This window comes from Actinacidiphila bryophytorum, from assembly GCF_016916835.1.
Taxonomy (GTDB): domain Bacteria; phylum Actinomycetota; class Actinomycetes; order Streptomycetales; family Streptomycetaceae; genus Actinacidiphila; species Actinacidiphila bryophytorum.
The window spans coordinates 1-4,379 of the sequence record NZ_JAFFIX010000053.1; the positions used below are offsets into that span (position 1 = coordinate 1).

Genomic DNA, 4,379 nt, shown 5'->3' on the forward strand with positions numbered 1-4,379 from the left:
CGCCAGATAGTTCAGCGCCGAGTTCACGATCGTCATCCCGCTCGCGGTGATCTTGACGTCGCTGCGGGAGATGGAGACGGCGGCGCGCGGCGCCAGTGAACCGTCGACGAACAGCTGCCGCGAGTCGGTGCCCGCGGGCACCGAGGCCGCGTAGATGTTGTTCGCGGCGTCCTTGACCGTCCAGCCGGTCACCTGCTGCCCGCCCGACAGCACCGGCTGCTCGCCGGGTGCCGCCTGCCAGATCACCTGGTGGCCGTTGCTGCCGGAGTCGGCGCTGCCCAGTACGAGCGGCGCGGACATGCGGTAGGTGCCGCCGGCCAGTTGGACGACGATGTCACCGCTCATGTTCCCTGCGGCGGCCTCGACCGCGGTCTTCGCCTGGGTCAGGGAGCACGGCGCCGAGGCGGAGCACGCGGTGCCGCTGCCGGTCGGGGAGGCGTACACGGTGGTCATGGTCGCCGCGTGCGACGTCACGGCCGGGGCGGCGACGACCGCGCCGACGGCGAGGGCCGCGACCAGGGCAGCTCTCGGTGGTCGGCTGTGGTGCGGGCGCGGGCGGGTGGAGAAGATCATGGTCCGCTCTCTTTCTGCGTGGGTGGAGGGCCGTTCGCACGGGGCTGCCGAAGCCCGCGCGAACGGCCTGGGGCGCTCCGCCCGGGGCAGAGCGCAGTAGCACCTATGCCGTCCCAGCGCCGGGACGATTAATCAGTCTCTTTCGAGGAGGGATCGCCGCGTCACAGGCGCCGAAAGGGGTGCATGGCGGGGAAGATGCCAGCTCGGCGGTGACGTGAGCGCTCACATCTGGTGGGGGGACAAAGGCGTGCGCACAACGGGGGGCGCTGGGCGCCGAAATGAGACTGACACATTCGCGCGTCGAAGCTCAAGAGGTGCGACACAGGTGCGTCGGACGGGGGCCGCCTTCGCGAGCGGACTGCAGCGGACGCCCCCCGCCCGGGAGCGCCCGGATCAGGGACTGGTGCAGCTCAGTGACACGTCCGCGGGCGTCCCTGTGCCGAGGAAGCCGAAGGTGGTCGACGCGGACGGTTGCAGCGAGCCGTTGTAGGACACGTTGCGCACGGACACGTCGGAGCCGCTGGTGGTGGCTGTCCCGTTCCAGACCTGGCTGATGCCCTGCCCGCTGCCCAGGGTCCACCGGACGGTCCAGCCGCTGACCGGCTGCGCGCCCGCGGTGACCTTGACCTCGCCCTGGAAGCCGCCGGACCAGCTGTTGACGGTGGTGTACGTCGCCGAGCAGCCGTCCCCCGTGCCTCCCGAGGTCGTGCCGCCGCTGTCCGTCCCCCCGACGGTGGTGCCGCCGTCGGTGGTACCACCCACGGTGGTCCCGCCGTCAGTCGTACCGCCGCTGGTGCTTGCGCCCGGCGGCACGTACGGGCACTTGCTGTGGTAGATCGAGACGCCGCTGGGGTCCGCGAGCGACGGGCACAGGAACTGCGAGTAGCGGGTGTCGTCGTCGACGAAGATCTTCAGCCAGGGGATCAGCAGGCGCATCTCGGTGGTCTGCGGATGCGTGTACCAGACGTGGTCGGCGCCGGCGATCTGCACGAAGTCGCTCTGGGTGGCGGCCGGCATGGTGGCGTACAGGCCGTCGAGGTAGGAGGGGGTGACCACGGTGTCGTTCTGGCCGGCCATGACCATCGTCGGCACCTGGTCGGTGGACATGTCCTGGGACGGCGAGAAGGGCGCCAGGGCGACGGCGGCCTTGAGCGAGGGCCGGTGCTCGGAGGCGTACACCACGCCCCCGCCCCCCATCGAGTGGCCGATCACCGACAGCCGGCTGGTGTCGACGCGGTCCTTCACCGGGCTGCGCTGGGTGAGGTAGTCGAGCGCTGCGAGGAGCTGGGTCCCCCGGGCGGCGTCGAAGTCGTTGCGGCTGTTGGTCTCGATGCCGATCACGACGAATCCGAACGAGGACAGCCACGGCCCCATCCAGGCTTCCTCGTTGGAGAACAGGGCGGTGTATCCGGGCACGATCGCCACCGCGCCCCAGGTGCCCGCGCTGGTGTCGGTCGGGTAGTAGATCGTGCCGCCGTTGAAGCCGTTGCCCGGCGCGACACTCGTCTGGGACGTGGCGAACGGCCCGTGGGAGGCGGCAACGGACGCCGTCGTCGGGTCGGGCCCGCGCTGGTAGGGATTGTCGGCCGCCGCCGCCGGCTGGAAGGCCAGCATCGCGGCGAGCAGGCCCGCGACGGCCACCACAGCGGCCACGATGGTTCTGGTCGACCGGGCACGTAAACCCTGGTACATAGAGCATTCCTCCTGGTCGTCGTGCGTCTGGGGCTGCTGCACCGTTCGCCTGCGGCCGCGCCGCCCGCCGCTCGGGGCGGACGGCGCAGCGGCAGGTCAGGAGCAGGCTGTGCCGTTCAGGGTGAAGCCGGTGGGGGCGGCGTAGGCGCCGCTGGTGGTGCCCTGGAAGCCGAAGGACTGGGAGCCGCCGGCCGGGATCTGGGCGTTGTAGGACAGGTTGGTGGCGGTCACCGAGCCGGAGGAGGGCGACACGGTCGCGTTCCAGGCGCTGGTGATCGTCTGGCCGGAGGGCAGGGTGAAGCCGAGCTTCCAGCCGTTGACGGCGCTGGAGCCGGTGTTGGCCACGGTGACGTTGGCGGTGAAGCCGCCGGACCAGCTCTGCGGGGTGACGGTCACCTTGCAGCCGGACGAGCCGCTGCCCCCGGTGGTGCCGCCGCTGGTGGTACCGGTGGACGTGCCGCCGTTCGTGGTACCGCCGTCGGTCGAGCTGCCGCCGAGGTTCACCGAGGACGAGAAGGACGTGACGGCCAGGCCCGCGCCGTTCTGCCAGGGCTCGAAACCGGCCTGGACGCTGGTGAGGTACCAGTTGCTCTGGGCCAGGCCGCGGCTGATCGTCTCGTTGGCGAAGGCCTTGACGTCGAAGTTCCAGCTGCTGATCGCCGAGGGTGAGACGAAGGAGATCACGTCGTTGGAGCCGTTGTTGCCGGTCCACACGTCCCATGTGCGCCCGGCGACGTTCGCGCTGCCGACCTTGGAGCCGACCGGCTGGACGGGGCTGGTCTGGTGGTACCAGACCATGATCTCGGTCTTGTTGACTCCGTCCTTCTTGGCCGTCGGGTCGAGCCAGATGTCGTAGGCGGCGTCGTAGACGGCGTTGCCGACGTAGTTGAACGAGACACTGGTCGGCGCGCTGCTGATCGAGCTGAGCTGCGCGGGCAGGTTGGTGCCCGGCGAGCAGTTGGTGTAGTGGCAGCCGTAGAAGACCGACGGGTACGACTTCGGCCCGCCGTTGGTGGCGGTGCCGTCGGCCTGGGTGATCTGGAAGCCGGAGCTGGTGACGTTGATGCACTGGGTCGCGGTGGTGCCCCACCGGTTGTTCTGGACCACGTAGCGGCCCTGGATGGTGGTCGAGCCGTACTGGTCGCAGATCTGGGTGTCGGCGTGTGCGGCCGGGGCGGCGGTCAGGGCGACAAGGCCCCCGACGGCCACGCCGAGCGCCACGACCGCCGACAGCACGGTCTTGCGCGTCGATCGGAGGGCTCGCTGAAGTCTCGACATGCTCGTCCCTTCACGGGGTGGGGGGAGAAGAACAGGCAGCATGGAGCCTCGTCCGTATGGGAGCGCTCCCATTCGGCTTCGGATGCGGGCCGTGCAGGCGGTTCCCTTGCGGACGTCGACGGTTCGCCAGGCGGCGTGTCCCTGCCCGGAATGCGAAACGTTGGCCAGTGTGCACACGTGGTCCGCGAAACGTCAACGAGCAGGAATCGAAATCTTTCGCTACCCATGCGGCCGACCGGGAAGGGGAACGGTCTCCCTCCGGTCCGATCAGCCCAGGTCAAAGCGCTGGTAGTGGCGCAAGTGGACCAAGTGGCGAGCGCCGGCGGGCACTTCACACCGGGGCGCCTTGCTGCGAGATGTATTGACGCGTCCCGGCAGGCGTCCTACTGTGCCGCGAAACGATCGTGGGAATCTCGAAAATTTCGCCACTGCCACGCCCAGCCTGAGTGAGTGTGATGTTAGCGCTCACCCTGCGCCACGGCAGGCAGCGCGGCGACAGCAGCCGGGCGCCGGCCTCCGGCCGGTGCCCTGTCCCCCCACCGTGAGGAGCACCCACCGACATGTCCTGGCTCACCAGACATCGAAGCATCCAGAGAAAGGCGGTGGCGGCGGCCACCGGAGTGGCGGTCAGCGCCTCGCTGGCCGTCGTCGCCCTGGCGACATCGGCACCCCATGCTGCGGCGGCGAGTTCGCTGGGTGCGGCGGCGGCGCAGTCGGGCCGGTATTTCGGTACGGCGGTGCCTGCGGGGAAGCTGGGTACCTCGGCGTACACGGCGATTCTCGACCGGGAGTTCAACATGATCACCCCGGAGAACGAGATGAAGTGGGACACCACG

At 69.7% G+C, this 4,379-nt stretch carries 3 protein-coding genes and 1 pseudogene; 1 reads left to right on the top strand and 3 read right to left on the bottom strand.

Translation table 11 applies throughout. The annotated features are described in order from the left end of the window. The 3 genes and pseudogenes from JT723_RS34470 to JT723_RS34480 all read right to left on the bottom strand — a co-directional run. Nucleotides 1–573, bottom strand: a pseudogene (locus JT723_RS34470) (right-handed parallel beta-helix repeat-containing protein); the annotation flags it as partial. Between the two features lie 393 nt (nucleotides 574–966). Next, a complete protein-coding gene (locus tag JT723_RS34475) occupies nucleotides 967–2,226 on the bottom strand; it encodes a poly(ethylene terephthalate) hydrolase family protein (protein WP_251512524.1) in 1,260 nt (419 codons plus the stop codon). 135 nt (nucleotides 2,227–2,361) lie between these two features. Further along, the gene (locus JT723_RS34480) at nucleotides 2,362–3,543 is read right to left on the bottom strand and encodes a glycoside hydrolase family 12 protein (protein WP_205048851.1); all 1,182 of its coding nucleotides are present in this window, start codon (nucleotides 3,541–3,543) and stop codon (nucleotides 2,362–2,364) included. Between the two features lie 560 nt (nucleotides 3,544–4,103). Here JT723_RS34480 and JT723_RS34485 point away from each other — a divergent pair. Beyond that, nucleotides 4,104–4,379 (top strand): endo-1,4-beta-xylanase (locus JT723_RS34485; RefSeq protein ID WP_205048852.1); only part of this gene is annotated, 276 nt, incomplete at its 3' end.

Coding starts and splice junctions, on each gene's coding strand:
- JT723_RS34480 (WP_205048851.1), bottom strand. CDS start 3,543: ATGTCGAGACTTCAGCGAGCCCTCCGATCGACGCGCAAGACCGTGCTG.